A 25,316-nucleotide genomic window follows, 5' to 3' on the forward strand; every position below is an offset into this window, starting at 1 on the left:
CTGTTAGAAGGCCCCGCGCCTTCTGGCGTGTCCTTCTGGGGTGAACTTTGCGAATGCGTAGACTGCTTGCGACCGCGGTGGCGCTTGCCCCTCTGATGGCGGTCACCGCCGCGCGGGCCGAGGTTGTCATTTCGACGGTTCGGACCACGCCGATCCAGACCTCCAATGCCACCGGCACCGCGCGTGACGACATCCGATTCGCCTCGGGCGGATCGATCACCGTGACCAGCGGCGTGGCCGTAACGGTCGATTCCAACAACAGCGTCGATCTGGACAGCGGATCCAATCTGACCCTGCCCGCCAGTTCCGACGGCACGACCGCGATCCTGGTCGGACCGGGAGCCGATACCGCGAACGTCACCGTCGGCGGCACGATTTCGGTCAGCGACGATATCGACACCTACCCCGACACCGACAGCGACGGCGACCTGGATGGTCCCCTGGCCAATGGATCCAATCGCTTTGGCGTGCGCCTGATCGGTCCGACGGCACTCACCGGCAATGTGCTCGTCGAAACCTCAGGCAGCATCTTGGTCGAGGGCGCGAACGCGCGTGCGATCTCGGTCGAGCGGGCTCTGGTCGGCAACCTGACCAACTTCGGCACCCTGCGCGCCGTGGGAACGAACGCGGCGGCGGTCGGCACGACGGCGTCGGTCTCTGGCGGGGTCAACGTCTCAGGCACGGTCACGGCCCAGGGCCTGGATGCCAACGCGGTCAACATCCAGGGCGATGTCGGCGGTCGGGTCACGCTGCAAGGTCAGATCTCGTCGACCGGCTATCGTTACTCATCGCGCCCCACGGCAGCACAGATCTCGAAGCTCGAGCCCGACGACCTGCTGCAGGGCGGATCGACCGTCCTGATCGCCGGCAATGTCGCCGGCGGCGTCGTCCTCGATATCCGCCCCACCGACAGCGACCCCAACAGCACCGACGAAGACGGCGACGGGATCCCTGACGCCACCGAAGGCAACGCCGAGCTCAACGCCTTCGGCAGCGCCGCAGCCCTGACGGTCGGTTCGGCGACACGCGGCATCACCCTGGGAGTCGCCGGGACCGGCAACAACGCCTACGGCCTGATCAACCGGGGCTCGATCAGCGCCAACGGCGTCTATGACGGCGTCAGCGCCACGGCCGTCCAGGTGGGCGTCGCCGGCGGGCAGACCGTGACCATCGACGGTGGCATCCGGAACGAGGGGGCGGTCGTCGCCATCGGAACCGAGGCCGGGGCCACCGGATATCGGATCAACAGCGGAGTCACGACGCCCCGTTTCGACAACACCAGTTCCCTGACCGCGGGCGCTCTGGCCACGACGGCCGCCCAGACGGTTGTTGGCGTCGACATCGCCGCCGGAGCCAGTCTGCCGACCTTCAACAACAGCGGCTCACTGCTGGCATCCGCGACCGGCGGACTGGCGTCGACGACAGCCATTCGCGACGCGTCAGGCACGCTGACCTCGATCACCAATACCCGCTCCATTCAGGCGCTGCTGGCCCCCAACGACACGACGGGCCTGATCACCGGCGTCACGACCGCGATCGACGTTTCCGCCAACACGACGGGCGTGACCTATCGTCAGTATGGGGTCACCGGCACCGTCAGCGCGGCCGATCCGGACACGGACGGCGACGGTGTGCCCAACTCGCTGGAACCCATCACGGCGGGCAACATCCGCTTCGGGTCGGGTGCGGACGTTCTCGCGGCCGAAAACGGTACGATCCTGGGTGACGTGTCGTTCGGCGCAGGGGCCGACCAGCTGGCGATCACCGGCGGCGCACGGGTCCAGGGCGCGATCACCGACAGCGACGGCCTGCTGACCGTCGACATCACCAAGGGCACCCTGGACGCGCGTCAGACCACCGCCACCAACGTCACGCGGCTGAACATCGGAACCGACGGCGATCTGATCGTCACCCTGGATCCGGCGACGGGCACGAGTTCAGGGTTCAAGGTCAACGGCACGGCGACCCTGGCCGACGGCGCGGGCCTGGGAATCCGGTTCAACTCCCTGATCACATCGGCGCAGCGCTATACGATCATCGACGCAAACACCCTGGTCGCCGGGACGATCGATCAGACGGCCGTTCAGGCCAACTCGCCCTATCTGTTCATCGTCACGGCGGGCACGGACGTGGCCGCGGGCGACGTCTACATCGATGCGCGACGCCGCACGGCGGCCGAAGCGGGGCTGATTCCGGTCGAAGCCCAGGCCTTCGACGCCTTCTATGCCGGCCTGGCGGGCAGCGGCGCGCTGCTGAACGCCTTCACGTCGCAGGGCACCCGCGACGGCTTCATCGAGCTCTACGAACAGGTCCTGCCAGATCACTCGGGAGGTCCGCTGCTGTCGCTGGCATCCGGCGTCGATGCCGTCACCCGCGCCCTGACCGGTCGCAACGCGACCGTCGCGCCGGGCGAGACCAGCGCCTGGCTGCAGGAAATCAACTTCTACGCCGACAAGGACAAGACGGATTCCTATGGCTTCCGGTCCGAGGGCTTCGGCGTCGCCGGCGGTGTCGAGCGCGGATCGTCTCTGGGCGCGCTCGGCCTCTCCCTGGCCTTCACCTCGTCCGACATCCAGGACCCGGAGGCCGAGGCCGAAGAGGTCCTGACGGCCAATCTGGTGGAGCTGGGCCTCTACTGGCGGGCCCAGGGTCAGGCCTGGACGACCTGGGCGCGCGCGGCCGGCGGCTATGCAACCTTCGATTCGACCCGTCAGATCGTGACGACGGCGATCAATATCCAGAATACCTCCAGCTGGAACGGCTTCACCCTGGCGCTGGCCGGTGGTGCCTCATACGAGCGCAAGTTCGGTCGCTTGAGCGTCCGCCCCGAGGTCTACGCCGAGTACTTCTCGCTCAACGAGGACGCACACACCGAAGAAGGCCCCAACGACAGTTTCAATCTGGACATCGAGAGTCGCGATGGCCACCTGTTCTCTACGGTGGCGGCGGTGAACATCGGCTATGGGTTCGGTCAGGACGGCTGGATCCGGCCGGAGGTGCGGCTGGGCTGGCGTCAGAACATCTCGGTCGATCCGGGGGCGACCACGGCCAGGTTCGTCTCGACGGGTTCGGCGTTCAAGCTCACGCCTGACACGATCGAAGGCGGGGGACCGATCGCGGGCTTCAGCCTCAGCGTTGGTAACGATCTGGGCAAGCTGTCGATCACGGCCGACGCCGAAAAGATCGAGGACTACATCCGCTACAGCCTGCTGCTGCGGGCCAGCTTCAAGTTCTGATGGCGGGGCCGGAGGCCTCAGCCCGAAAACGACAAAGGCCGCCGGATCGCTCCGGCGGCCTTTTCGATGGAGGTGGTAGGCGGCGACGGGTTCGAACCGCCGACCCTCTCGGTGTAAACGAGATGCTCTGACCAGCTGAGCTAGCCGCCCATCCAGACGCTCTGTTTGCCTGTAGATCGAGGCTGCGTCCAGAACCCCTCCGCCACCTCCGTGAAGAACGGCCGCGCCTTGCGGTCGGCTCGTCTACGAGCCGACCGCAAGCCCCATCCTGCGTATGGGGAGGAGACCCGTTGGGTCAGTGGCTGACCACCGTGGTGCCGTCGATCGGCGGCACCGTGGCGGGCGCGGGGTTCAGGGGTTCGGCCACTTCGTCCCACTCCACCGCCGTCAGCGAGCCGGTCAGGGCCCACTTCAGCGCCTCGTCGGCCGTCGATATCGGCACGATCTCCAGCGCGCCCTTCACATTGTCGGGCACGTCGGCCAGGTCCTTCTCGTTCTCCTGCGGGATCAGCACGGTCTTGACGCCGGACCGCAGCGCCGCGAGCAGCTTCTCCTTCAGGCCGCCGATAGCCGTCACGCGACCACGCAGGGTGATCTCGCCGGTCATGGCGATGTCCTTCCTGATCGGCACGCCGGTCAGGACCGAGACCATGGCCACGGTCATGGCGACGCCGGCGGACGGGCCGTCCTTGGGCGTGGCGCCGTCCGGCACGTGGACGTGGATGTCGGTCTTCTCGAACACCGGCGGCTTGACGCCGAAGCTGAGCGAGCGCGCCCGGACATAGGAGGCGGCGGCGGAGATGGATTCCTTCATCACCTCCTTCAGGTTGCCGGTAACGGTCATGCGACCCCGGCCCGGCATCTTGATCGCCTCGATGGTCAGGATGTCGCCGCCGAACTCGGTCCAGGCCAGGCCGGTGACGATGCCGACCTGATCCTCCTCGTCCGTCTCGCCATAGCGGTACTTCTTGACGCCGGCGTAGTCGGCCAGCTTGGCGCTATCGACCGTGATCGACAGCGTCTTCTCCTTGGACATCTCGCGCACGGCCTTGCGCGCCAGCCCGCCCAGAGCACGTTCCAGCGACCGGACGCCGGCTTCGCGCGTGTAGTAGCGGATCAGGTCGCGGATGGTGTCCTCGGGCACCACGAACTCGGCCGGGGTCAGGCCATTGTCCTTGGTCACCTTTGGCAGGACGTGACGCTTGGCGATCTCGACCTTCTCGTCCTCGGTGTAGCCGCTGACACGGATGATCTCCATCCGGTCCATCAGGGGCTGGGGCATGTTCAGGCTGTTGGCCGTGGTCACGAACATGACGTTGGACAGATCGTAGTCGACCTCAAGATAGTGGTCGCCGAACGCATTGTTCTGCGCCGGATCCAGCACCTCCAGCAGGGCGCTGGAAGGATCCCCGCGCCAGTCGGCCCCCAGCTTGTCGATCTCGTCCAGCAGGATGAAGGCGTTGGTGGTCTTCACCTTCTTCATCGACTGAATGATCTTGCCGGGCATGGACCCAATGTAGGTCCGGCGGTGACCGCGGATCTCGGCCTCGTCGCGCATCCCGCCCAGCGACATGCGGACGTATTCCCGCCCCGTCGCCTTGGCGATCGACTTGGCCAGCGAGGTCTTGCCGACGCCGGGAGGGCCGACCAGGCACAGGATCGGACCCTTGAGGCTGTTGGTGCGCGCCTGCACCGCCAGATACTCGATGATGCGCTCCTTGACCTTCTCGAGGCCGTAGTGGTCCTCCTCGAGGATGTCCTCGGCCTTGGCCAGGTCGATCGGCTTCTGCTTGGCCTTGCCCCACGGGATCGCCAGCAGCCAGTCGAGGTAGTTGCGCACCACGGTCGATTCGGCCGACATCGGGCTCATGTTGCGCAGTTTCTTGACCTCGGCCTCGGCCTTGGTGCGAGCCTCCTTGGACAGGCGCGTCTTACGGATGCGCTTCTCCAGCTCCATGATCTCGTCGCGGGCGTCGTCGGTCTCGCCCAGCTCGCGCTGGATCGCCTTCATCTGCTCGTTCAGATAATATTCGCGCTGGGTCTTCTCCATCTGACGCTTCACGCGCGAGCGGATCTTCTTCTCTACCTGCAGGACCGAAATCTCGCCCTCCATCAGGCCGTAGACCTTCTCGAGCCGCTTGGGCACGTCGATGGTTTCCAGCAGGGCCTGTTTGTCGGCGATCTTGACCGACAGGTGGGCGGCGACGCTGTCGGCCAGTTTCGACGCATCGGTGATCTGGGGAATGGAGCTTAGCGCCTCGGGCGGGACCTTCTTGTTCAGCTTCACATAGTTCTCGAACTGCTCGACCACGGCGCGCAGCAGAGCCTCGGCCTGTGAGGGCTCGCCCAGGTCATCCTCGATCTCGACGGCCTCGGCCTCGAAATACTCCTCGCGGTCGGTGAAGCGGGTCAGCTGGGCCCGGCCCTTGCCTTCGACCAGCACCTTGACCGTGCCGTCGGGCAGTTTCAGCAGTTGCAGGACGGTGGCCAGCACGCCGACGGGATAGATGGCATCGGGCGACGGATCGTCATCGACGCTGTTCTTCTGGGTGGCCAGCAGGATCTGCTTTTCACCCTTCATGATTTCGTCGAGCGCCCGCACGGATTTCTCGCGCCCTACGAAGAGCGGCACGACCATGTGGGGAAACACGACGATGTCCCGCAAAGGCAGGACGGGAAGGATCTTGGACTCGGACATAATGCGCTCCTGGGCCATTGACGATCTCCGGCCCGCCTCCCCCGATGCCCCGCGATATGCAGCGACACCTGTGAAGAGGCCCGTCGATTCCGACGGCGTTCGAGTGAGTATGTGGCCCCTTGATCGTCCGGTTCAAGCGTTGCGGACGATCAGTCCACGGAACCCGAGTTTATCTCGAGAGCCAGTCATTCCGTGCGGACTTCTGCCGAAACGAGTAAGCCCCAGGGCCTTTCGACCCCGGGGCTGCAAGTTTCAACCTCGCGCCAGTGTGGCGCGGACGACGCGATCAGGCCGCGCCGTCGGCCTTCTTCTTCTCGGCGTAGATGAGCAGAGGCTGGGCGTTGCCCTCGATGACCTCGGCGTTGACGACGACCTCTTCAACGCCGTCGAAGGTGGGCAGCTCGAACATCGTCTCCAGCAGGATGCCTTCCAGGATGGAACGCAGGCCTCGGGCCCCGGTCTTGCGCGTGATCGCCTTCTTGGCGACGGCGTTCAGGGCGTCGTCGGTGAAGGTCAGGCCGACGTTCTCCATCTCGAACAGACGCTTGTACTGTTTGACCAGGGCGTTCTTCGGCTCGGTCAGGATGGTGACCAGGGCCTTTTCGTCCAGATCCTCCAGCGTGGCCAGGACCGGCAAACGGCCGATGAACTCCGGGATCAGGCCAAAGCGCATCAGATCGTCCGGCTCGACACCCTTCAGGATGTCACCGGTCCGGCGCTCGTCGACGTCCTTGACCTTGGCCCCGAAACCGATGGAAGCCCCGGCACCGCGCGCGGAGATGACCTTTTCAAGCCCGGCGAAAGCGCCGCCGACGATGAACAGGATGTTGGCGGTGTCGACCTGCAGGAACTCCTGCTGCGGATGCTTGCGACCACCCTGCGGAGGCACGGAGGCGACGGTGCCTTCCATGATCTTCAGCAGAGCCTGCTGCACGCCTTCGCCCGAGACGTCGCGGGTGATGGAGGGGTTGTCGGACTTGCGGCTGATCTTGTCGATCTCGTCGATGTAGACGATGCCGCGCTGGGCCCGCTCGACGTTGTAGTCGGACGCCTGAAGCAGCTTCAGGATAATGTTCTCGACGTCCTCGCCCACATAACCGGCCTCGGTCAGGGTCGTGGCGTCGGCCATGGTGAAGGGCACGTCGATGATGCGGGCCAGCGTCTGGGCCAGCAGCGTCTTGCCCGAGCCGGTGGGCCCAATCAGCATGATGTTGGACTTGGCCAGTTCGACGTCGTTGTTCTTCGTCGCGTGGTTCAGGCGCTTGTAATGGTTGTGGACGGCGACCGAGAGCACCTTCTTGGCGTGGCTTTGCCCGATCACGTAGTCGTCGAGGACTTCGCGGATTTCCTTGGGCGTCGGCACGCCGTCGGCCCCGGCCTTCTTGAAGCCGATCTTGTGCTCTTCGCGGATGATATCCATGCACAGTTCGACGCATTCATCGCAGATGAACACGGTCGGTCCGGCGATGAGCTTGCGCACCTCGTGCTGGCTCTTTCCGCAGAAGCTGCAGTAGAGGGTGCTCTTGGCGTCGGTGCCGGCAGCTTTGGTCATGGACCCTTCTCACTCTCGCGCCCGGGAGGGGGAACGCGCTTTCTTCGCAATGATTCCACCACTATGGACGCGAAGATATTCAAAAAATGACAATCCCCCATCCGAACGGCCGCGACAACCCCGCCAAGGCGCGGCGCAGACGACAGAGGGTGTACGGTTCAGGCTGGAAGACGATCAAGGCGAATGGGTGACATGGGAACCAGCGGCGTGATTCGCCAGTCACCGATGCCGGGACAGCCCGTCGTGGCCTTCGATTTCGATGGCACCCTGACGGTGCGCGACAGCTTCACCGCCTTCCTGAAGTGGAAAGTCGGTTCCGAACGCTGGCGCGCCGGGCTTCTGGCCATGGCACCCCAGCTTGCGGCATACGCCCTGGACCGCGACCGTCAAAAGCTGAAGGAAGCCGCCGTTCGGCGCTTTCTGCCCTATATGGGCGCGCTGGCGCTGGGCATCGAAGCCGAACAGTTCGCCCGCGAACGGTGGGACACCCTGATGCGGCCGGACGCTCTGGACGTCTGGCACGATTGGGGTCGACGCGGCGCATATCGCGCAATCGTGACCGCTTCCCCCTGCCTGACGGTTCGGCCGTTCGCGGATCGGCTGGGCGCGGACGCCCTGTTGGGCACCGACCTCGTCACCGATGAAAAGGGCTGGTTCACGGGCGCGTTCGAGGGTCCGAACTGTCGGGGGCAGGAAAAGGTGCTGCGGTTGAAGGCCGCTTTCGGTCCGGATCTGCGGCTCGCGGCCGCCTATGGCGACACCTCGGGCGACACCGAGATGCTGGCCATCGCCGACATCGCGGGATTTCGCGTGTTCAAGGGCCGACCGACTATTCGGGCAGGCGCAGCCGAGGCGACGCGTCGGTCGGAAGATAGCCGAACATGATCGCGTCATCGGCCTGAAGGACGCCGTCGATGAAATAATCCTGACGAAGCTGTTTGCCTTCAAGCCGATATTGCCAGCACTGGCGCGCGGCGATGGACTCGTTGGCGAAGGATTCGCGCAGTCGCTCGCGGAAGGTCGTCAAACCCGCCGATGACACCGGCACCATGCTGCCGTCGTTCTTGATGCCGAAGGCCAGGGATCGGGTCGCACCGGCCGCGCGGACTTCGGGCGTGATACAGATGCTGTCGCGGGTGACCGTGTAGTCGACCTCGTCGACCTTCATCATGCCCTTTGGCCGTCCGAGCCTGTGCGTCTCGAAGTCGTCCACGATGGCCAGATCCACGGGATCATAGGCCGGATCCGGAATACGGGTCGCCAGCATCAGCCGGATGCGAAACGTGCGTGGTCCACGCTGGATCAGATTGACCGTCGCCTGACAGTCGCCGTCCTCGTCCATTTCGTAGCAAAGCGTATTGCCGGCGATGAAATCGACATAGGCGGGGCCGCTCATGTGGCCGTCCACAAGGGCGGGGACGCCCTCAAGGCTTTCCTCGACGGGCGCGGTGACCGCTGGCGTCCCCGGCGCGCCGGGCGCAGGCTTGTTGCCGCCCCAGACGGCCAGACCGGTGCCGGCCAGGCCGATCACGGCCGTTGCGAGGCCGATGACGCCCGCGACATTGGTCAGCCGCTTCGGGCTCGAATCCGGTTCCGTCACGTCCACCCCCGTTGCGGGGGACGCTAGCCCATCGGGGTCGTCGGCTGCAACGCCGGGCCGCGTCGCGCGCCTGACGAAACCCGTCGGGGGCCAGAGGATCAGCGGCCGTCGGCATCCACGTCGAAGACCACGACCTTGCCGCGCGAGGTCGGGTTCCAGCCCGCCGCGATGGCAGAGGCGACGGCGTTCTTGATGCTCTCGACGTTGATGCGCTGGCGTTCGAAGTTCGGGATGCCGCTGGCGCGCATGACCATCGGAAACTGTACCAGGGCCTCGCGCTGGCCATCGACGAGCTTCAGCGCCACACCGATGCCCTGCCATTCGTTGCCGGTCGTGCGCTGGGGCTGACGGCGCACTTCCCATTCGTAGTCGTCGCCGTCGACGGTGACGATGCCCTTGAGGTCGCGTGTATGCTGCATGGGGCGCTGATACCACAAAACAAAAAGGGCGCGCCGATCGTGGCGCGCCCTCGTTGTCAAAGATCAAAGAAATCAGACGGTCTTCACACCGTCCGCGTCGGCCTGTTCGCGCTTGTCGTAGACGTGATCGACGATGCCCCATTCCTTGGCGGCCTCGGCGTCCATGAAGTGGTCGCGGTCCAGGGTCTTCTCGACTTCGTCATAGGTCCGACCGGTGTGGTGGACGTAGATCTCGTTCAGGCGGCGCTTGGTGTAGCGGATGTCGGCGGCGTGCAGTTCGATGTCCGAGGCTTGGCCACGGAACCCGCCCGAGGGTTGGTGAACCATGATGCGGGCATTCGGCAGGGCGATACGCTGACCCGCCTCACCGGCCGTCAGGATCAGCGACCCGGCCGAGGCGGCCATGCCCATGACCACGGTCGAAACCGGAGACTTGATGTATTGCATGGTGTCGTAGATCGCGAGCGCCGAGGTCACCTGACCGCCGGGGCTGTTGATATACATGCTGATTTCCTTCTTCGGGTTCTCCGATTCCAGGAACAGCAGCTGGGCGCAGATCAGGCTGGCCATGCCGTCCTCGAACGGGCCGGTCAGGAAGATGATCCGCTCGCGCAGCAGACGCGAAAAGATGTCGAACGACCGCTCGCCCCGGCTGGACTGCTCCACCACCATGGGGACGAGGTTGTTCGAGATGTAGTCGATGGGATCGCGCATTCAGGCCTTCTCGGATGCTGTGGGCGGCGACTCGGGCGTCGCGCCGTTCTCTCAGCATATCGCGTTCGGGTGCCGGCTATGCAAGCGAGCCAGCTTCATCAGTTGCGGGATTCGCCCGAATCCGGCGTCGGACGTGATCCTGTCGCGCGCTCGGCCATGCGTTCGGCGATATCGGTCGCCTGCTGGAAATAGCGGAGTTGATCACCCCGGGCGCCGTAAAGGGCCTGAAGATAGGCCTGGTCCCAGTCCGTGATGCGCTGGCCGGTGGTGCCGGCGAACAGGTTCAGCACGCTCTGATAGCCCGTCAGGTCGGCCCCCGGCTCGACCTGGGCCAGCGTCACCATGCCCAGGTATTCGCCCAGAGCCCCGAACGAGACTTCGCCGATCTGGTTGGCATCGACGATGATGATGGCCCGCTGCAGCGCCTCGCGGGTGTTCGATCCGATATGCGAAGCGTTCGGGGCGTTCATGATGGCGGGGCCGTCATCGGTGGCCATCATCACCTCGCCGGTCAGGATGCTGACAGGGGCACTGACATGCCACCAGCGCACCGGCGCGTCGGAGTGGTGGAACTGTTCCAGCGCGGCTTCGCCCCGGTCGGTCGCGCCATAGCGCACGGGTCGAAAGGTATCCAGATCCTCGTCGATCAGTCGGCCGGCGGCCGCGTCGGGGTCGGCGGTGAAGATGATGAGCACGTCCGGTTTGCATCCCGGCTGCCCTGGCCTCAGACCGACCGAGGTACCGACGGCCGTAACGCGATCGACGATGAACTGGGCATAGGATGCGTCCAGACCGGCGACGCGGACGCAAAGGCTGCGTTCCCACCGGGCCAGCCGTCGCCCGTTGGGCGGTGCCGCGACCCGGTCGATGAACCCCAAGGCGCGCGCTTCGGTCGGTGGCGCATTGACGATGATATCACCGAGCCGGGTCGGTTCGGGGTCCTGGCCCTGACCCGACCCCAGCACCAAGGCCGCGATAACCCCGATCAACATGAAGACGCTCCCGATCCGATGTTGAGCGGACCTTCGCCGCGAACCGTGTTCGGGTCAGGGCACCGTCGTTTCAGGCACGACACTTGGCGGAAACAAGGCCGCGCGCCGGCGCCGGCGCGCGGTGCCTGGCCATCAACCCTCGTCTTCGTCCTTCAGCAGCTCTTCCTTGGTGATCGGCGTATCGGTCACATCGGCCATGCCGAAGATCAGGTCGCAGACCTTCTCCTCATAGATCGGGGCGCGCATCGAGGCGGCGGCGTTGGGGTTCTGGCGATAGAAGTCCAGCACCTGACGCTCCTGACCCGGATAGTTGCGGGCCTCGGCCATGATGGCGTTGTTCAGTTCCTGATCCGTCACACCGACGTTGTTGGCCCGGCCGATCTCGGCCAGCACCAGACCCAGGCGGACGCGGCGCTCGGCGATCTTCTTGTATTCGGCCTTCAGCGCCTTGTCGGACTTCTTGGCGTCTTCCGGCGTCAGATTGCCCGCGGCCTTGTCGGCCTCGACCTGTTGCCAGATGCCGTCGAACTCGGCCTCGACCATCTTGGGCGGCAGATCGAAGCTGTGGGCGGTGTCCAGGGCGTCCAGCAGGCCCCGCTTCAGCTTGAATCGCGCCTGGCCGGCGTACTGCTGGTTCAGGTTGTTGCGCAGCAGTTCCTTGAGCTTGTCCAGGCTCTCCAGGCCGATGCGCTTGGCGAAGTCCTCATCGACGACGGCGGGGGCCTCGGCCTTGATGGCCTTCACCTTGACGTCGAAGGTGGCCAGCTTTCCGGCCAGGTTCTTGGCCTGGTAGTCCTCGGGGAAGGTGACCTCGATGGTCTTCTCCTCGCCGACCTTGGCGCCCTTCAGCTGCTCTTCGAAGCCGGGGATGAAGCGGTTGGAGCCGATGACCAGATCCGCGTCCTCGGCGGCACCGCCCTCGAAGGGTTCGCCGTCCAGCTTGCCCAGGAAGTCGATCGTCAGCTGGTCGCCGTCGGCGGCCTTCACGGCCTTGCCCTTCTTGTCTTCGTAGTTCTTGGCCTGACCCGCCAGTTCGGTCAGGGCCTCGTCCAGATCGGCGTCCGACGCCTCATAGGTCGGGCGTTCCAGCTTCAGGGTCTTCGGATCGACCGGCGTGAACTCGGGCATGACTTCCAGCGCCATCTCGTAGGCGAGGTCGTCCGAGCCGGCCAGGACCTTGTCCATGTCCGAGGTCAGCTTCATGTCGGCCGGGGCGGCGGGACGCACCTTGATTTCGTCCAGGGCCTTCTGGCTGGTCTCGTTGATCGTATCGTTGACGATTTCGCCCATCATCTCGCGGCCGAAGGTCTTCTTAACGTGCGAGACGGGCACCTTGCCGGGACGGAAGCCCTTCAGCTTCATCTTCGGCGCGAACTCGGCCAGCTTGGCGTCCAGCTTGGCGTTCAGTTCGGTGGCGGGCACGGTCACGGTGATGACGCGGCTCAGACCTTCGGTGGACTTTTCGACGACTTGCATGGCGGAATCTGACGCTCTGGGGCGGCACCACTGACGAGTGCGCGCGCAGGGATGGGTAAAGCAGAAAGGGCCGCCCCTGTCGGAGCGGCACCTCGAAGCCCGCCCTTATGTCGAGAGGGACGCCAAAGGTCAACGCGAAGGCGGTTTCACCGGACCGCCCGGTTCGCTATCTCTTGGTCATGGCAAACAGTCCCTCCCCCGTCGGCGTGTTCGTGACGCCGGTCACCCCCCTGCAACAGAACTGCACGACCGTCTGGTGCACCTCCACGATGAAGGCCGCCGTGATCGATCCGGGCGGGTCCGTGGACGCCGTGTTGGGCGAGGTCGCCCGTCGCGGGCTGACGCTGGACCAGATCTGGATCACCCACGGACACCTCGATCACGCAGGCGGCGCGGCGGAAATGGCGGAAAAATCCGGAGCGCCGATTGTCGGTCCCCACCCGGCCGACCAGTTCTGGATCGACGGCATACCCGCCCAGGGACAGATGTATGGCTTACCCGAGGCGCGCAGCTTCCTCCCGACGCGCTGGCTGGACGAGGGCGACGTCGTCACCCTGGGCGATACGAGCTGGCAGGTGCACCACTGCCCCGGCCACACGCCCGGCCACGTCATCTTCTACAACGCCGCGGCACGTTTCGCCCAGGTCGGCGATGTCCTATTCAAGGGTTCGGTCGGGCGCACCGACTTCCCGCAGAGCGACCCCGATGCCCTGGTGAGGTCGGTCGTCGAAAAGCTCTGGCCGCTGGGCGACGACGTGACCTTCGTGCCAGGCCATGGCCCGATCTCGACCCTGGGCGAAGAGCGTCGCACCAACCCCTTCGTGTCCGATGCTGCCCTGGCCGGAACGCGGCCGGTGCGGGCCGCGTCCGGTCCAGCCTAGATCAGCGGCGCAGCAGAATACCGATCAGCACGCCGATGCCGAGCGCATAGAGCGAGGCCTTCAGCGGCTCTTCCTCGATCTGGCTGCGCGCGATGGCCGCGCGTTCGCGCGCCCACTCGCGTCCGGTGTCGATGTCGCTGCGCACGGCCTGGCGCAGACCCTGGTCGCGGGCGAAGGCGCGGTCTTCGCCCTGCTCCATCCAGCGATCGCCCGCGCGGTCCAGCCGGGCGCGTTCGCTGTCCACATCATCAACGATATCGTCGATGGTCGGGTTCGATTGGAAGTCGGTCATCAGGCGTCCTCAAGCAGGTTTGATACTGCCGCAATGAACCCAAGGCCGTGCGCGCGGTTCCCCTGACAGGCCACTTCCGGCCCGGAGCATCGCCCCATGACCGACCCGACCCCCCAGCCTGAAATCCCGCCGATGGATCCGGTCCCGGCACAACCTGAAATCGATCCTGCCGGAACGCCCGATGAGATGCCGCCCCAGCCCGGCGACAACGACGGCGACTTCGATCGTCCAGGCGCCATCTGATTCGCACGGGCTTGAAATCGCGGGGCTTTGGGAACCTTGGCGGTCGGATGGGGTTAGCTATTCAACCGCCAGCATACATCAGTAAAGGAAGTTCAGAATGGCCCAAGGTCAGCCAACCCGCCCTTCCGGCGTGTCCAAACGGGGCTTCGCCTCCATGGATCCGGAACGCCAACGCGAGATTGCCCGCAAGGGGGGAGCAAGCGTTCCAAGCGAAAAGCGCAGCTTCTCGCAAGATCGCAGCCTGGCCGCTCAGGCCGGTCGAAAGGGGGGTGAAGCCTCGCACGGCACACGCCGCCCGGACGACGTCGAAGGTCAGGCCGAGTAAGCGACCATCCTCACGAACGAAATAGAGGCGGCCGGTGGATCACCGGCCGCCTTTTTATTGCTCGTACCCCTCAGTTCGACAGCAGTACGATGGCCACCGAGGGTTCGTCGCTTGCCTCGAACGCCGTCACGGTCCAGCCCGAAGCCACCGCCATTGACGAGACGCTGTCGTGCGTGAACTTGCGCGAGCTCTCGGTGTGGATCGTTTCGCCGGCCCGGAACTCGAAGCGGTCGTCGCCGATCCTCACGATCTGATCCCGCGTCGCTTCCAGATGCATCTCCATCCGCGACTGTTCGGCATTCCAGATCGCGCGATGACGGAAGCCTCTCAGGTCGAAATCGGCTCCGAGCTCGCGATTGGCCCGGACGAGAAGGTTCTGGTTGAACGCCGCCGTGACGCCCGAGGCATCGTCATAGGCCGCGACCAGCACGTCGGTGGTCTTGACCAGGTCCACGCCCAGGATGAACAGGGCGCCGGGTCCCAGACGCTCGCGCGCATTGGCCAGAAAGGCGATCGCCTGCTGCGGCTCCAGATTGCCGATGGTCGAGCCGGGGAAGAAGCCGATGCGACGGCCACGACCCAGTTCCGGGAGCGGCGGCAGGTTCAGGAAATCGCCGACCACGGGGACGACGTCGATGTGGGGATAGGCCTCGGCGATCCGCTCGGACGCCGCGTTCAGGGCATCGGGGCTGATGTCGATGGGGATATAGGTCGACAGGGTCGGCGCGGCGTCCAGCAGGATGCGCGTCTTCTCGCTGGCCCCCGATCCGAACTCGACCAGGACGGCGTTGTCACCGAACCCGGCCGTCAGACGCGGTGCCATGGTCCTGAGCAGGGCCGCCTCCTGCCGCGTCGGATAGTATTCCGGCAGGCGGGTGATGTCCTCGAACAGGTCGGATCCCGCCGCGTCGTAGAACCACTTTGGCGACACGGCCTTCTGTGGTTTGGATAGACCCGCGATCAGTTCGGCTCGAAACCTCGCGGTCTCGACGTCCTCGATGCGCGGACGTTGTCCCGCAGGTGCATCCGCAGCCAGTCTCAAACCCATGAATGCCCACCTTTGCTGCGGATAGAAGAAGTTGCGGTATGTCGCCCGGGCGTGTCCCGGCGGGGTTGCCAGGCTGCCGCCTCTCAGCACGCGCTGATTGGCCATGAATTTCCCGTTGTATTCCGACGCCGTGCCCTCGGTCCGGCGAAAGCCGGGATAGGGCGAATAGGCGCTTGATGTATGCTGCCAGACCTCGTTGAAGAGATTCGAGAACACATCCGGCGCGGTCGCGACCGCGCTTTCCCATTCGGCCTCGGTCGGCAGACGCTTGCCCGACCAGGCGGCGAAGGCTTCAGCCTCGTAGGCGCTGATGTGACGCACGGGCGCGTCCGGATCGACAGGCGCGCGACCTGAGAGACCCAGCACCGTCCAGACGCCGTCATCCTCGCGCCAATACAGAGGCGCGGCCCAACCTTCGGCCTTCACAGTGGCCCAGCCGTCGGCCAGCCAGAACTCCGGCCGCCGATAGCCGCCGTCGGCCATGAAATCGAGCCACTGCCCGTTTTTGACCAGATCGTGATCCAGCAGGAAGGGCTCCAGCCACACCCGATGCCGGGGGCCTTCATTGTCGAAGGCGAAGCCTTGCCCATCGTGACCGATACAGACCAGCCCGCCCTCGAACCGGGTCGCCCCGCCCCGGGAAGGCTGCCGCGCGCCACCGGGGCGCGGCTCGACCGAATAGGCCGCGGGATCCATCGGCGAACGCGACATCAGATGCAGAAGGTCCATCAGGAAGAGCTCCTGATGCTGCTGGTCGTGATGCAGGCCCAGCACGAACAGGTAGCGCTCCATGTCACCCGTCAGGCCCGTCTCCAGCCGCGCCTCCATCCGCCGGTCGATCTCGGCGCGATAGGCCATGACCTCGTCCAGCCCGGGTCGCGTCATCAGCCCGCGCTCGCCGCGCTCTACACGGCGACCCAGGCTTTCGTAGTAGGAGTTGAACAACTGCTGCAGACGGCTATCGACCGGCACATAGTCGGGGTCGGCCGCAAGGATCATCGCCTCGAAGAACCAGCTGGTGTGCGCCAGATGCCATTTGGCGGGGCTGGCGTCCGGCATGGACTGGGCCGTCAAATCCTCGACGGACAGGCCCTCTGCCAGTGCGGGCATCGCCGCCCTTACGGTCCGGAACCGCAAGACATCATCGGTATCGCGCGTTGCGATCCGGGGAGAGGGTGTCATCGGATCTGCTCCGTGTGGGGCCGGACAGACCCGTCCTTCGCCATAGCCTACGCTAACACGGTCGTTCTGGTTTCGTTGCCGGAACGAGAGGTCGCAGGCGTCATTGCTGACGCCTGCTGTCACTCGACTATCGAACCGGGCGACCGCCGTGCTTGGCGTATTCCAGGCGAGCGATCGTGCGGTTGTGGACCTCGTCCGGCCCGTCGGCGAGCCGCAGCGTGCGGACCGTCCCGTACATTTCGGCCAGAGGCGTGTCGGCCGAGACCCCGGCGCCGCCAAAGGCCTGGATGGCGTCGTCGATGATCTGCAGCGCCATCTTGGGGGCCGCGACCTTGATCTGGGCGATCTCGGACTTGGCGTTCTTGGCCCCGCCGTTGTCCATCATCCAGGCGGCCTTCAGCACCATCAGGCGGCACATCTCGATATTGGTGCGCGCCTCGCCGACGCGCTGTTCCCAGACCGAATGCTCGGACAGGGTCTTGCGGAAGGCCGTGCGGTTCAGCAGCCGCTCGCACATCAGCTCAAGCGCCTTTTCCGCTGCGCCGATCACGCGCATGCAGTGGTGGATACGGCCAGGCCCCAGACGCCCTTGCGCGATTTCGAACCCCCTGCCCTCGCCCGCGATCAGGTTCTCGACCGGCACGCGCACGTTGTCGAGCACGACCTCGGCGTGACCGATCGGGCGCTCGTCATAGCCGAACACCGTCAGCATGCGCTCGACGCGGAAGCCGGGCGTGTCGGTCGGCACCAGGACCTGGGATTGCTGTGCATGCGTCGCGGCCTCGGTGTCGGTCTTGCCCATCACGATGGAGATGGCGACGTTCGGGTGACCCATGTTGGTCGACCACCATTTGCGGCCGTTGATGACGTATTCGTCGCCCTCGCGCACGATCGAGGTCTGGATGTTCGTGGCGTCCGAGGAAGCGACCGCCGGCTCGGTCATCAGGAAGGCCGAGCGGATTTCGCCCGCCAGCAGCGGCTTCAGCCAGCGTTCCTGCTGGGCCGCGTTCCCGTACATATGGAGGACTTCCATATTGCCGGTGTCGGGGGCGTTGCAGTTGAACACCTCGGGCGTCCACAGACCGGCGCGGCCCATGGCCTCGGCCAGGGGGGCGTATTCCAGGTTCGTCAGACCGGTGCCGTGATCGCCCGGCAGGAACATGTTCCACAGCCCCGCGTCGCGCGCCTCGGACTTCAGGGCCTCCATGGTCTTCGGCTGCACCGTGTGATCGGCATGGACCTCGGCCCAGTAATCGGCGGCGCGCGGCAGCACCTTGTCGTCCAGGAACCGGGTGACGCGCTCCTGCCAATGCAAGGCCCTGTCGGAATGTCTGAAATCCATGGTCGGTGTCCTCCCGAGACACGAACGGCGCGACCCCGGTGGGACCGCGCCGCGTCTTGTTTTGATTATCGGAGCAAGATCAGCGCTTCAGCAGCGGGATCAGCTTCTGCGCGATCATCATGTCGCCGGCGATCTTCAGCTTGCCCTGCATGAAGGCCATCATGCCGTCCAGCTTGCCCTCCGACATGGCGATGAAGTCGTCCCACGAGACGGTCACGGTGGTATCGGCGGGCTTGTCCTCGTTGGTCACGGTGTTGGGCACCGACGCGCCGTCGATGTAGATCTTGCCCGCATCGCCCATGTCCAGCTTCACGGTCTTGCCCAGACCGGAGTTGTTGCCGACGGCGGCGCGGATGTGATCGGTAACCTGAGCCAGATCGGCCATTTTGCTCTCCTGGGAAGCGATGGAGGCAAAGCCCTATCCCTCCCCGGTGCCGGTCACAAGATCACGTCGGGGAAAGTCGCGGCTCGCCCTGGCGCACCGGCGACCCGGATATTCACCACGCGGATTGCGCGTTCGCCCGCCCTCCGCTATCGAGCCGTCCTGCCGGAGACGTGGCCGAGTGGCTGAAGGCAACGGTTTGCTAAATCGTCGTACCCTGTAAGGGGTACCGAGGGTTCGAATCCCTCCGTCTCCGCCAGAACCCTTTCTGTTCGCATCGATCGTCGCCAATCTGGCGTCAACGTGCCGCTCGGCTTGGAAAGGGACTGTCATGACCGCATTCCAGATCACCCGCGAGGGTCACGTGGCCCACCTTCGGCTGGCGCGGCCGGAGGCTTCGAATGCGCTGGACATCGCATTTTGGCACGAGTTCGGCCCGGCGCTGAAGGCCCTGGACGCGGCCGGCGACACGCGGGCCCTGGTGCTGTCGGGCGAAGGTCGAAACTTCTGCGCGGGCATGGACGTCTCGGTTTTCGCAGGCGGTGCCATCCTGCAGACGGATACCGCCGCCGCGCGCCAGGCCTTTCATCAGGCCGCCCGGGATTTGCAGGACGCCCTGAGCCAACTGGAGCGGGTCCGGTTTCCCGTCATCGCCGCGATTCAGGGGGCCTGCGTCGGTGCGGGGCTCGACATGATCGCGGCATGCGATCTGCGGGTGGCATCGGCGGACGCCTATTTTCGGATCGAGGAAATCAACATCGGCATGATGGCCGATGTCGGCAGTCTTCAACGCCTGCCCAAGCAGTTGCCCGACGCCGTCGTGCGCGAGCTGGCCTATCTGGGAACCGGGCTGAAGGCCGAACGGGCCGAGCGACTGGGCTTCGTCAATGCGGTGGTGGCGGACGCCGAAGCCTGCGTTGCAACCGCCCTGGGGATGGCACAAGCCATCGCGTCAAAGGCCCCCCTGGCGATTTCCGGGTCAAAGGCCGCGTTGAACTATGCCCGGGACCACACGGTCGCCGAGGGCCTGGAATGGGCCGCGATCATGCAGGGTTCGCTGTGGAACGTCGCCGACGTCATGGGAGCGATACAGGCGCGCCAGACAGGATCGCCAGGTCAGTTCGAGCCGCTGCGGCCTCTTCGGGGACTGGCTTCCGACACCTAGACGGCCGCGTTAACGCGACATCCACGGGGGGTGTGCAGAGTGCCCCCATGACCAATGCCCTCGACCTGGACCGCGCGGCGGCACCACGGCTGGACGCGCCGGGCCTGCAGGCTCTGGCCGCCAAGTCAATGGTAGGCCCGGCACAGGGCGCGGCGCGGCGCGGACCGTTTCGACCCGATGTCTGGCTGAACGCCCGACAGAAGGGGGCGTCTCGCCTGGCCGTGCATTGGTTCCGCAGCGCGGACGTGGCGGTCGTCGTCGCCCTGACCCTCGCCGTCGGCTGGGCCATGACCCCGGGCGGCCTGATGGTCATGCCCCTGTCTCGCGCCGTCCCGCTGGCGGGCGGTGCCTTCGTGATCCTGGGTCTGCTGCGGTCGCTGGGCCTCTATCGGTTCGCGCGGGGACAACAGGTTCCAGTTCATCTGGCGGCCGTGTCCGGCGTGGCCTTGGGCGGTGGTCTGTGCGCCATCCTCCTCGAAGCCCTGCTCACCGGTTCGAGTCCGGCCCTGACCGGCTATATTCTGTGGACCGCCCTGGTCACCGTGGCGCTCTACGGCCTGCATCTGGGCTGGAGCCAGGCGGTTGTTCGCTGGCGGGCCTCTGGCGCGCTGACCCCGAACATCGTTCTGGTCGGGGCGACGCGCCACGCCGAGCGCCTGATCCGTGAGGCCCTGCAGCGGCGCGACATCAATGTGCTGGGTGTATTCGACGACCGCCTGGCGCGCTCGCCGGACAGCATCGAAGGCGTTCCCGTGCTCGGCGACGCGGAGGCGCTGATGACGCACCGCATGACGCCCTACGTCGACCGGATCGTCCTGGCCATCGATCCAAAGGCGGAAAAGCGGGTGCGCGAGCTGACCTCCCGCCTGTCCGCCCTGCCCAATGAAGTCACTCTGCTGGTCGATCCGGCCGACGCGGGCGAGCGCGGCGCGGCTCTGGACCGGCTGGCCAAGGCTCCGCTTGCCTCTCTGGACGGGCCTGTCGACGATGACCGTCGGGCCTTCAACAAGCGGATGCAGGACCTGATCGTTGGTGTCATCGCTCTGATCCTGCTGTCGCCCGTCATGCTTCTGACGGCGCTGGCGATCAAGCTGGACAGCCCCGGCCCGGTCTTCTTTCGCCAGCGCCGCCACGGCTTCAATCACGAGGAAATCGTGGTTTGGAAGTTCCGCTCGATGCGGGCGGACGCCGCCGACGCCACCGCCAGCCGTCAGGTCACCACCGACGATGACCGCGTGACCCGGGTCGGCAAGCTGATCCGCTCGACCAGCCTGGACGAACTGCCCCAGCTGTTCAACGTGCTGAAGGGCGAGATGTCGCTGGTGGGCCCGCGCCCCCACGCCATCGGAATGAAGACCGGCGCGGTCGAGAGCGCGCGCCTGGTCGCCGAATACGCCCACCGCCACCGGATGAAGCCGGGCATGACCGGCTGGGCCGCCATCAAGGGGTCGCGCGGCCCTCTGCACAGCGCCCAGGACGTGCGTCGCCGGGTGCAGCTGGACATCAGCTACATCGAGCGGCAATCGCTCTGGCTCGACCTGTGGATCATGGCCGTGACCGTGCCCGTCCTGTTGGGCGACCGCGCGGCCGTCCGATGACCGGGGTCCGCTGATGTTCTGGCGCGGCGTCTGGGGCTATCTGCCCGCCAACATCGTCCAGGGTCTGGTCGGGTTCGGGGCCATCGTGGTCTTCACCCGACTGCTGAGCCCCGAGGACTTCGGCCGATATGCCATCGCCTTTTCGATCATGACGCTGGTCCATGTCGGCACATTCAGCTGGCTTGAGGCCTCCATGGCGCGGTTCTGGGCCGCCGAAAAGGACCAGGGGCTCGCCGATCATTTCACCACGCTCTACCGGACCATGGCTGTGATGACGGCCGCCGTCCTGCCCCTCGCGGCTCTGGTGTTGTGGCTGTCGCCGATCGGCGACGGGTTGAAGCTGGCCATCGGGGCGGGGCTGGCGGGACTGCCGATCCGGTCGTTGGCAAAGCTGGCCCAGGAGCGTTTTCGTGCAGCCGGTGAGGTGACCAAATCCGCAGCCATGGACATCGGCGTGACCCTGGGCGGGTTCCTGATCGGTGCCACCTGCGCGCTGATGGGGGTCGGTGCCGCATCGCCCCTGATCGGTCTGGCCGCGGCCCCCTTGCTGGCCCTGCCCTTCGTCCTGCCGGGCGAATTGAAACAGGCGCGCGGCGGAGTCCATTATCGCGAACGGCTGTTTGGCTATGCGCGCTATGGCTATCCGATCGCGGCCGGTCTGGGTCTGTCGCTGATCATGGCGTCGACCGACCGGTTCCTGCTGGAAGTCTTCATGGGTCCGGCGGCCGTCGGGGCCTATCACGCAGGCTACAGCCTCTCCAGCCGGACGCTGGACGTGCTGTTCATCTGGCTGGGCGCGGCGGGAACGCCTGCCCTTATCATGGCCTGGGAGCGCGGCAGTCGGGAGGCCTTCATGAAGGCCGCGCGCGAACAGGCCTCGACCTTCATCCTGATCGGCCTGCCCGCCGCCGTCGGCGTGGCCCTTGTCGCGCGCCCATTGGCGGATTTCATGATCGGCGAGGATCTGCGCAGCGTCGCGGCTTCGGTGACGCCCTGGATCGCCCTGTCGGCGCTGCTGTCGGGCATGACCTCCTACTACCTCAGCCAGTCCTTCGTGCTGGGGCGACGGACAGACAGGCTGCTGGCGACCCTGTGCATTCCGGCGGCGTCGAACGTGATCCTGAACCTGATCCTGGTGCCACGGATGGGTGTTATGGGCGCGGCGCTGGCGACGACCACCAGCTTCGGCATCGGCGTGCTGGCGTCCATCGCCATGGGACGCAGCATCGTGCCCATGCCCATCCCGTGGACGACGCTGAGCCGTTGCGCCCTGGCTTGCGGGGCCATGGCCGCGCTCGTCCCGATGTTGCCCGCGCACGGCGGAGTGTTCGAGGTGATGCTTAAGGCCGCGGTCGGCGCGGTCGTCTATGCGGCTGTCGTCCTGGCCCTGAACGCCGCCGGCGTGCGTGACCTGGCCACCCGCCTCATCGCCGCGCGCACCGGCCGGAGCATGACCGCATGACCCGTCCCGTGCTGACCGACAACGCGTGCCGCAAGTCGGCCAAGCCCGCTGTCTCGGTTCTGATCCCCTTCCTTCACGACGACCCGACCGAGCTTCTCGGCTTGCTGGACGAGGAAGCGGGCGCGCTGGATGGCGCGGTCGAGATCGTCCTGCTGGACGACGGGACCAATGATCCTGACCTGACCGCGCGGCTGCAGTCGGTGGTCCGGGCGATGGCCCTGCCCGTGCGGCTGATTACCCTGCCCCAGAACGAGGGCCGCTCGAAGGGGCGAAACCGACTGGCGGCTTCGGCGCGCGGCGGCAGCCTGCTGTTCCTAGACAGCGACATGCGGCCCGATCATCGCCGCTTCCTGTGGGCCTGGGCCGATCTGGTGGCGCGCGAGGATCCGGCCGTGGCCTTCGGTGGCTTCTCCCTTTTGCAGGCCCCGACCGATGCGCGGTTCAGCGTTCACCGCGCCATGGCGACGCGCAGCGAATGCGTGCCTTATGGAGAGCGCGCCAGGACGCCCGAGAAATACGTCTACACCTCCAACCTGCTGGTCCGTCGCGATGTGTTCGAGGCCGAGACTTTCGACCCCACCTTCACAGGTTGGGGCTGGGAGGACGTGGAGTGGGCCATGCGGGTCTCTCGCCGCTTCACGGTCGTCCACGTCGACAATCCGGCCACGCACATGGGCCTGGACACGGTCGAGGCCCTGGCCGGGAAATATGAGCAATCCGCCGACAACTTCGCGCGCGTCGTCGCTCGCCACCCCGACATCGTCGGCTCCTATCCCAGCTTCAAGGCGGCGAAATTGCTGAAGCGAATGCCGGCTCTGGCCAGCGTCCGTCCGTGGATGAAACAGGCCGCCGTCGCGCGCTGGATGCCGACAGGCGCGCGTGCCTTCTCTCTTCGTCTGTACCGCGCCGCGCTCTACGCCGAGGCCGTCTGATGGCGGATGTCGCTGTCGTCGTGCCGACGATGCGGCGGCCCGAAAGCCTCGAGCGGGCGCTGGGCTCACTGTTCGCCCAGACAGGGGTGGCCGACCGTTTGTCGTCCATCGTCGTCGTCGACAACGACCCGGCTGGAACGGCGGCCGACACGGTATCGCGTCTGGGACCCGACAGCCCCTGCCCTCTGATCTATCGACACGAGCCGCGCCCGGGCGTGGCCACGGCACGCAATGCCGGGCTGGCCATGACGGCGGCGCCGCTGATCGCCTTCCTCGATGACGATGAGGCCGCATCGCCCCGCTGGCTGACAAGCCTGCTTTCGGCACAGGCCGAAACGGGCGCCGACGCCGTCTTCGGACCGATCGAGGGACAGGTCCCCGAAGGCACCGGCTGGGCCACCCCCTATCTCAAACGCTTCTTCGGCCGCGAAGGCCCCCTGTCCACAGGGTTGATCAACCACAGTTACGGCTGTGGAAATTCGCTTCTGGTGCGCGATAAGGCGCTGCAAGGGGCCACACCGTTCGACGCCCGCGCCGACCAGAGCGGCGGTGAGGACGACGCCCTGTTCGCGGCGCTCCGCTCGCGCGGCGGTCGCTTCGGCTGGGCCGCCGATGCCTGGGTCGAAGAGTTCGCGCCGGCGCACCGGGCCACGATGCGTTACGCCCTGTCGCGCGCCTTCGCCTATGGTCAGGGGCCCAGTCAGACGGCGGCCAAGGCGCGAGACTGGGCGGCCGTCGCCCGCTGGATGCTGATCGGCGCAGCGCAGGCTGTGGTCTGGGGCCTCGCTGCCATCGCCCTGACAGTCGTCGCCCATCCGGCGCGCGCGCAGATGATGGATCGCACCGCACGCGGCCTGGGCAAGGTTTTCTGGACCAAGGGGTTCGAGCCGCAGTTCTACGGCACCCGCGAGCTGGCCAGGCTGAACGCCCTCACGGCGCGGGCCTAGCCTCGGCGTCCAGCAGGGCGATCGCCTCGCGGATGAAGACAGCGTGGGTGACCACGCCGATCTCTAGTGCATCACCGCCGACACGAACCTCCTGGCTCAGCAGGCCCGCGATGAAGGCCGTCTCCGGCTCGGTCGTGCCGGGCCGCTTGCGGGCGCTGGGCGTCCAGAACACCGGCCCGCCGGAGTTGCCCGGAAAGACCGTGAAATCCAGAAGGAAGGTGGGAAAGGCGCTGACCGGCGACAGCGGATAGGAGGCGATTCGTCCGACCCTCAGGATCGGAAACCCGGCCCGGTTGGCCGACAGCCCACGCGGAAAGCCTAGCGACAGCAGTTCATCGCCCGGTCCGACCTGCCAGGCGTCGAAGGCGTTCGCATCCGCCAACCAGCCGATCGGGATAGCGGCCCGCGCAAAGGTGTCGGGTGCGGTGACCTCCATGACCGCGACATCCTGCGTGGGATGCTGGATCCACAACGGCTCGCCCACGTCGTCGCGGATCGTCAACGGCTCCGGATCGAACCGCCATGCTCCATCCGGCAAGGCGACACGCCACCCGATCCGCGCCTGCGGCTCCGCCATGGTCTCCAGCACATGGGCGGCGGTGACCAGGACGATGCGCGGCGTGCCATCCGGGCGCGGTGCCTGGATCAGGAAGCCCGTGCCGACGGTACGCGTCGTCGGCCCTGACGGCTGGTCCAGTTGCACCGTCGCATTGATCAGCCCGACGGTCAGATCCCAGACGGGGGCGGCGACCGGCGGGGGAGCGTCCTGAACGGGCGGGGTCTGGATCATAGGTCTCCTCGCGATCGCGACGCGCTCAAGCAGCGAGGCT

The 25,316-nt window shown here is 66.1% G+C and carries 22 protein-coding genes and 2 tRNA genes; 11 read left to right on the plus strand and 13 right to left on the minus strand.

The genetic code is table 11. From position 1 onward, the window contains the following. The first annotated feature begins 53 nt into the window (after positions 1–53). On the plus strand, positions 54–3,236 hold the full coding sequence (locus AC1DW4_RS10985) for an autotransporter outer membrane beta-barrel domain-containing protein (protein ID WP_477017309.1): 3,183 nt from the start codon (positions 54–56) through the stop codon (positions 3,234–3,236). Positions 3,237–3,309: 73 nt separating this feature from the next. On the opposite strand, the gene AC1DW4_RS10990 is transcribed toward AC1DW4_RS10985, so the two are convergent. From AC1DW4_RS10990 to clpX, 3 genes are all read right to left on the minus strand, one after another. After that, a tRNA-Val gene (locus AC1DW4_RS10990) sits at positions 3,310–3,386 on the minus strand. A 145-nt stretch (positions 3,387–3,531) separates the two neighbouring features. Beyond that, positions 3,532–5,934, minus strand: coding sequence for an endopeptidase La (gene lon, locus AC1DW4_RS10995; protein WP_477017310.1), 2,403 nt, complete (start codon positions 5,932–5,934; stop codon positions 3,532–3,534). A gap of 286 nt (positions 5,935–6,220) precedes the next feature. After that, complete coding sequence (gene clpX, locus AC1DW4_RS11000; RefSeq protein WP_477017311.1) at positions 6,221–7,486, minus strand: ATP-dependent Clp protease ATP-binding subunit ClpX; 1,266 nt, start codon at positions 7,484–7,486, stop codon at positions 6,221–6,223. A gap of 183 nt (positions 7,487–7,669) precedes the next feature. Between clpX and AC1DW4_RS11005 the strand changes: the two genes are divergently transcribed. Then, the gene (locus AC1DW4_RS11005) at positions 7,670–8,371 is read left to right on the plus strand and encodes an HAD family hydrolase (RefSeq protein ID WP_477017312.1); all 702 of its coding nucleotides are present in this window, start codon (positions 7,670–7,672) and stop codon (positions 8,369–8,371) included. Here the strand turns inward: AC1DW4_RS11005 and AC1DW4_RS11010 are convergent. From AC1DW4_RS11010 to tig, 5 genes are all read right to left on the minus strand, one after another. Further along, positions 8,316–9,086 (minus strand): hypothetical protein, encoded by a 771-nt coding sequence (locus tag AC1DW4_RS11010; RefSeq protein ID WP_477017313.1) that lies wholly within the window; start codon positions 9,084–9,086, stop codon positions 8,316–8,318. The genes AC1DW4_RS11005 and AC1DW4_RS11010 overlap by 56 nt on opposite strands. Before the next feature lie 98 nt (positions 9,087–9,184). Then, positions 9,185–9,505, minus strand: coding sequence for a hypothetical protein (locus tag AC1DW4_RS11015; RefSeq protein WP_477017314.1), 321 nt, complete (start codon positions 9,503–9,505; stop codon positions 9,185–9,187). Positions 9,506–9,577: 72 nt separating this feature from the next. Next, positions 9,578–10,219: an ATP-dependent Clp protease proteolytic subunit gene (locus AC1DW4_RS11020; RefSeq protein ID WP_477017315.1), complete on the minus strand. Its 642-nt coding sequence runs from the start codon at positions 10,217–10,219 to the stop codon at positions 9,578–9,580. Between the two features lie 98 nt (positions 10,220–10,317). Then, positions 10,318–11,211: a hypothetical protein gene (locus AC1DW4_RS11025; RefSeq protein WP_477017316.1), complete on the minus strand. Its 894-nt coding sequence runs from the start codon at positions 11,209–11,211 to the stop codon at positions 10,318–10,320. 132 nt (positions 11,212–11,343) lie between these two features. Continuing rightward, the gene (gene tig, locus AC1DW4_RS11030) at positions 11,344–12,687 is read right to left on the minus strand and encodes a trigger factor (protein WP_477017317.1); all 1,344 of its coding nucleotides are present in this window, start codon (positions 12,685–12,687) and stop codon (positions 11,344–11,346) included. A gap of 179 nt (positions 12,688–12,866) precedes the next feature. Here tig and AC1DW4_RS11035 point away from each other — a divergent pair, with 179 nt between their 5' ends. Continuing rightward, the gene (locus AC1DW4_RS11035; protein WP_477017318.1) at positions 12,867–13,568 is read left to right on the plus strand and encodes an MBL fold metallo-hydrolase; all 702 of its coding nucleotides are present in this window, start codon (positions 12,867–12,869) and stop codon (positions 13,566–13,568) included. 1 nt (position 13,569) lies between these two features. On the opposite strand, the gene AC1DW4_RS11040 is transcribed toward AC1DW4_RS11035, so the two are convergent. Then, positions 13,570–13,860: a hypothetical protein gene (locus tag AC1DW4_RS11040; protein WP_477017319.1), complete on the minus strand. Its 291-nt coding sequence runs from the start codon at positions 13,858–13,860 to the stop codon at positions 13,570–13,572. Between the two features lie 96 nt (positions 13,861–13,956). On the opposite strand from AC1DW4_RS11040, the gene AC1DW4_RS11045 reads away from it, so the two are divergent. Both AC1DW4_RS11045 and AC1DW4_RS11050 read left to right on the plus strand, forming a co-directional pair. Beyond that, complete coding sequence (locus AC1DW4_RS11045; protein ID WP_477017320.1) at positions 13,957–14,103, plus strand: hypothetical protein; 147 nt, start codon at positions 13,957–13,959, stop codon at positions 14,101–14,103. Positions 14,104–14,200: 97 nt separating this feature from the next. Next, positions 14,201–14,428, plus strand: coding sequence for a con-10 family general stress protein (locus AC1DW4_RS11050; protein ID WP_477017321.1), 228 nt, complete (start codon positions 14,201–14,203; stop codon positions 14,426–14,428). A 70-nt stretch (positions 14,429–14,498) separates the two neighbouring features. On the opposite strand, the gene egtB is transcribed toward AC1DW4_RS11050, so the two are convergent. The 3 genes from egtB to AC1DW4_RS11065 all read right to left on the minus strand — a co-directional run bounded on the left by egtB (position 14,499) and on the right by AC1DW4_RS11065 (position 18,385). Continuing rightward, positions 14,499–16,658 carry an ergothioneine biosynthesis protein EgtB gene (gene egtB / locus AC1DW4_RS11055; protein ID WP_477017322.1) on the minus strand — a complete coding sequence of 720 codons (2,160 nt, stop codon included), beginning with the start codon at positions 16,656–16,658 and terminating at the stop codon, positions 14,499–14,501. A gap of 127 nt (positions 16,659–16,785) precedes the next feature. Next, on the minus strand, positions 16,786–18,000 hold the full coding sequence (locus tag AC1DW4_RS11060; protein ID WP_477017323.1) for an acyl-CoA dehydrogenase family protein: 1,215 nt from the start codon (positions 17,998–18,000) through the stop codon (positions 16,786–16,788). Positions 18,001–18,079: 79 nt separating this feature from the next. Beyond that, the gene (locus AC1DW4_RS11065; RefSeq protein ID WP_477017324.1) at positions 18,080–18,385 is read right to left on the minus strand and encodes an SCP2 sterol-binding domain-containing protein; all 306 of its coding nucleotides are present in this window, start codon (positions 18,383–18,385) and stop codon (positions 18,080–18,082) included. Between the two features lie 164 nt (positions 18,386–18,549). On the opposite strand from AC1DW4_RS11065, the gene AC1DW4_RS11070 reads away from it, so the two are divergent. The 6 genes from AC1DW4_RS11070 (at position 18,550) to AC1DW4_RS11095 (ending at position 24,486) form a co-directional block, all read left to right on the plus strand. Further along, positions 18,550–18,641 (plus strand) — tRNA-Ser (locus tag AC1DW4_RS11070). Between the two features lie 72 nt (positions 18,642–18,713). Beyond that, a complete protein-coding gene (locus AC1DW4_RS11075) occupies positions 18,714–19,547 on the plus strand; it encodes an enoyl-CoA hydratase-related protein (RefSeq protein WP_477017325.1) in 834 nt (277 codons plus the stop codon). A 47-nt stretch (positions 19,548–19,594) separates the two neighbouring features. Beyond that, positions 19,595–21,145, plus strand: coding sequence for an exopolysaccharide biosynthesis polyprenyl glycosylphosphotransferase (locus AC1DW4_RS11080; RefSeq protein ID WP_477017326.1), 1,551 nt, complete (start codon positions 19,595–19,597; stop codon positions 21,143–21,145). Between the two features lie 13 nt (positions 21,146–21,158). Beyond that, complete coding sequence (locus AC1DW4_RS11085; protein ID WP_477017327.1) at positions 21,159–22,607, plus strand: lipopolysaccharide biosynthesis protein; 1,449 nt, start codon at positions 21,159–21,161, stop codon at positions 22,605–22,607. Continuing rightward, positions 22,604–23,539 carry a glycosyltransferase family 2 protein gene (locus tag AC1DW4_RS11090; RefSeq protein WP_477017328.1) on the plus strand — a complete coding sequence of 312 codons (936 nt, stop codon included), beginning with the start codon at positions 22,604–22,606 and terminating at the stop codon, positions 23,537–23,539. The genes AC1DW4_RS11085 and AC1DW4_RS11090 overlap by 4 nt, the downstream gene beginning before the upstream one ends. Then, the gene (locus AC1DW4_RS11095; RefSeq protein ID WP_477017329.1) at positions 23,539–24,486 is read left to right on the plus strand and encodes a glycosyltransferase family 2 protein; all 948 of its coding nucleotides are present in this window, start codon (positions 23,539–23,541) and stop codon (positions 24,484–24,486) included. The genes AC1DW4_RS11090 and AC1DW4_RS11095 overlap by 1 nt, the downstream gene beginning before the upstream one ends. On the opposite strand, the gene AC1DW4_RS11100 is transcribed toward AC1DW4_RS11095, so the two are convergent. Further along, positions 24,470–25,276, minus strand: a complete 807-nt coding sequence (locus AC1DW4_RS11100) for a trypsin-like serine peptidase (RefSeq protein WP_477017330.1) — start codon at positions 25,274–25,276, stop codon at positions 24,470–24,472. The genes AC1DW4_RS11095 and AC1DW4_RS11100 overlap by 17 nt on opposite strands. Positions 25,277–25,316 lie beyond the last annotated feature (40 nt).

It is taken from the genome of Brevundimonas sp. P2_A6 (assembly GCF_056404975.1).

What these genes read in the sequence shown, in the direction of transcription:
- AC1DW4_RS10985 (WP_477017309.1), top strand. Translation starts at nt 54, where the DNA reads ATGCGTAGACTGCTTGCGACCGCGGTGGCGCTTGCCCCTCTGATGGCG.
- lon (WP_477017310.1), bottom strand. Translation starts at nt 5,934, where the DNA reads ATGTCCGAGTCCAAGATCCTTCCCGTCCTGCCTTTGCGGGACATCGTC.
- clpX (WP_477017311.1), bottom strand. Translation starts at nt 7,486, where the DNA reads ATGACCAAAGCTGCCGGCACCGACGCCAAGAGCACCCTCTACTGCAGC.
- AC1DW4_RS11005 (WP_477017312.1), top strand. Translation starts at nt 7,670, where the DNA reads ATGGGTGACATGGGAACCAGCGGCGTGATTCGCCAGTCACCGATGCCG.
- AC1DW4_RS11015 (WP_477017314.1), bottom strand. Translation starts at nt 9,505, where the DNA reads ATGCAGCATACACGCGACCTCAAGGGCATCGTCACCGTCGACGGCGAC.
- AC1DW4_RS11020 (WP_477017315.1), bottom strand. Translation starts at nt 10,219, where the DNA reads ATGCGCGATCCCATCGACTACATCTCGAACAACCTCGTCCCCATGGTG.
- AC1DW4_RS11025 (WP_477017316.1), bottom strand. Translation starts at nt 11,211, where the DNA reads ATGTTGATCGGGGTTATCGCGGCCTTGGTGCTGGGGTCGGGTCAGGGC.
- tig (WP_477017317.1), bottom strand. Translation starts at nt 12,687, where the DNA reads ATGCAAGTCGTCGAAAAGTCCACCGAAGGTCTGAGCCGCGTCATCACC.
- AC1DW4_RS11035 (WP_477017318.1), top strand. Translation starts at nt 12,867, where the DNA reads ATGGCAAACAGTCCCTCCCCCGTCGGCGTGTTCGTGACGCCGGTCACC.
- AC1DW4_RS11040 (WP_477017319.1), bottom strand. Translation starts at nt 13,860, where the DNA reads ATGACCGACTTCCAATCGAACCCGACCATCGACGATATCGTTGATGAT.
- AC1DW4_RS11045 (WP_477017320.1), top strand. Translation starts at nt 13,957, where the DNA reads ATGACCGACCCGACCCCCCAGCCTGAAATCCCGCCGATGGATCCGGTC.
- AC1DW4_RS11050 (WP_477017321.1), top strand. Translation starts at nt 14,201, where the DNA reads ATGGCCCAAGGTCAGCCAACCCGCCCTTCCGGCGTGTCCAAACGGGGC.
- egtB (WP_477017322.1), bottom strand. Translation starts at nt 16,658, where the DNA reads ATGACACCCTCTCCCCGGATCGCAACGCGCGATACCGATGATGTCTTG.
- AC1DW4_RS11060 (WP_477017323.1), bottom strand. Translation starts at nt 18,000, where the DNA reads ATGGATTTCAGACATTCCGACAGGGCCTTGCATTGGCAGGAGCGCGTC.
- AC1DW4_RS11065 (WP_477017324.1), bottom strand. Translation starts at nt 18,385, where the DNA reads ATGGCCGATCTGGCTCAGGTTACCGATCACATCCGCGCCGCCGTCGGC.
- AC1DW4_RS11075 (WP_477017325.1), top strand. Translation starts at nt 18,714, where the DNA reads ATGACCGCATTCCAGATCACCCGCGAGGGTCACGTGGCCCACCTTCGG.
- AC1DW4_RS11080 (WP_477017326.1), top strand. Translation starts at nt 19,595, where the DNA reads ATGACCAATGCCCTCGACCTGGACCGCGCGGCGGCACCACGGCTGGAC.
- AC1DW4_RS11085 (WP_477017327.1), top strand. Translation starts at nt 21,159, where the DNA reads ATGTTCTGGCGCGGCGTCTGGGGCTATCTGCCCGCCAACATCGTCCAG.
- AC1DW4_RS11090 (WP_477017328.1), top strand. Translation starts at nt 22,604, where the DNA reads ATGACCCGTCCCGTGCTGACCGACAACGCGTGCCGCAAGTCGGCCAAG.
- AC1DW4_RS11095 (WP_477017329.1), top strand. Translation starts at nt 23,539, where the DNA reads ATGGCGGATGTCGCTGTCGTCGTGCCGACGATGCGGCGGCCCGAAAGC.
- AC1DW4_RS11100 (WP_477017330.1), bottom strand. Translation starts at nt 25,276, where the DNA reads ATGATCCAGACCCCGCCCGTTCAGGACGCTCCCCCGCCGGTCGCCGCC.